The organism is Streptomyces himastatinicus ATCC 53653 (assembly GCF_000158915.1).
Lineage (GTDB): Bacteria > Actinomycetota > Actinomycetes > Streptomycetales > Streptomycetaceae > Streptomyces > Streptomyces himastatinicus.
Window position 1 is genome coordinate 1,325,371 of the sequence record NZ_GG657754.1, and the last position, 1,188, is coordinate 1,326,558.

1 protein-coding gene and 1 pseudogene are annotated in these 1,188 nt (G+C 77.6%); one reads left to right on the top strand and one right to left on the bottom strand.

Going from position 1 to position 1,188, the window contains the following annotated elements; genetic code table 11:
* A pseudogene (locus SSOG_RS04965) lies at nucleotides 1-186 on the top strand (isorenieratene synthase); the annotation flags it as partial.
* A 17-nt stretch (nucleotides 187-203) separates the two neighbouring features.
* Here SSOG_RS04965 and SSOG_RS04970 read toward each other — a convergent pair.
* A complete protein-coding gene (locus tag SSOG_RS04970) occupies nucleotides 204-1,163 on the bottom strand; it encodes a Rieske (2Fe-2S) protein (protein WP_009713117.1) in 960 nt (319 codons plus the stop codon).
* Between the last annotated feature and the right edge of the window lie 25 nt (nucleotides 1,164-1,188).

The window sequence follows — 1,188 nt, forward strand, 5'->3', positions numbered from 1 at the left end:
CTGGTCCGTACCGATCTGCCGGTCGCCCTGATGGAACGGGCTGCCACCAGCGGGTTCCTGGCCGCCAACGCGCTGCTCGCCCGCTGGGGCGTGAGCGGCCAGCGGCTGTGGACGGTGCCCCGCCATGGCCGTACGGCCGTGCTGCGCGGTGTGCACCGGCTGGCCGGGAAGCGCCACCGGCCGTGACCACTGCGGCCCGCCGGTCAGCCCGGGAAGCGGCCCGCCTCGCGCAGGGCCCAGCGGCGTTCGGCGTAGGCGAGGTCGTCGCGCCACAGGCGGCCCGCGGCGGCGCGCATCAGGGGCCGCAGCAGGGGTGCGGCCGCGCGGGCGACGGCGAAGCCGGGTCGGTCGGACGTGGCGAGGACCGCCTCGATGACGGCGGTGCGCGGACGGCCGTGGTTCTCGGGGGTCAGCGGGGTGGCGTGGGTTTCGACCACGGAGCCACGGCCCTCGCCATCGGTGATGCGCATGACGACGGTGCGGGGCCCGGGTGCGGAGAACACGGCGCGGACGGGGACGACCACACGACCGGCCACCTTGAAGGACACCCGGACGGCGAGGCCGTCGTCGCCGTCCGGCTCCTCGACGGTGAGATCGACGAAGGAGTACGGGTGGAGCCACCCGCCGTGCCACGGGTCGAGGCGGTTGGCGACGACATCGGCCGGCTCGCACGTACCCGTGACGTCGTGGACGGCGGCGAGCGTGGCACCGGCCACCGGGCGGGGCGGCAGCACCGGGCGTTCCAGCGGCTCCTCGCCGCCGGCCGCGTCGAGCCGTACCCAGGCGAGGACACCGTCGTCGTGGGCGGGCAGCGGACACCAGCCCGTGGCGGCGTCCCCGGGCAGGGCGAGGCCGTGCCAGTGGCAGAGGAGCGTGCCGCGGCTGACCACCGCGTCCTTCAGCGGCGCCCCGAGGTGCGGGCAGGCGCCGGGTCCGGCGACGAGACGTCCGCCGGGGCCGCGCCAGGCCACCACCTCGGTACCGGCGACGGTCCGGCCGAAGGGGCGGCCCGGGGCGACGGCGGCGGACGCGCCGAGCACGTACCAGTTGCCGGACGGTCGGTCCTGCGCCCGCTTCAGGGCCGCGGCGATCAGGGCGGGCCTGGCCTCCCGCCAGGTGGACCGCTGCCGGTCCCAGGGGACACCGCGGCGGCGCAGGGACAGCGGGAGGCGGCGGGTGGCGGAGGGC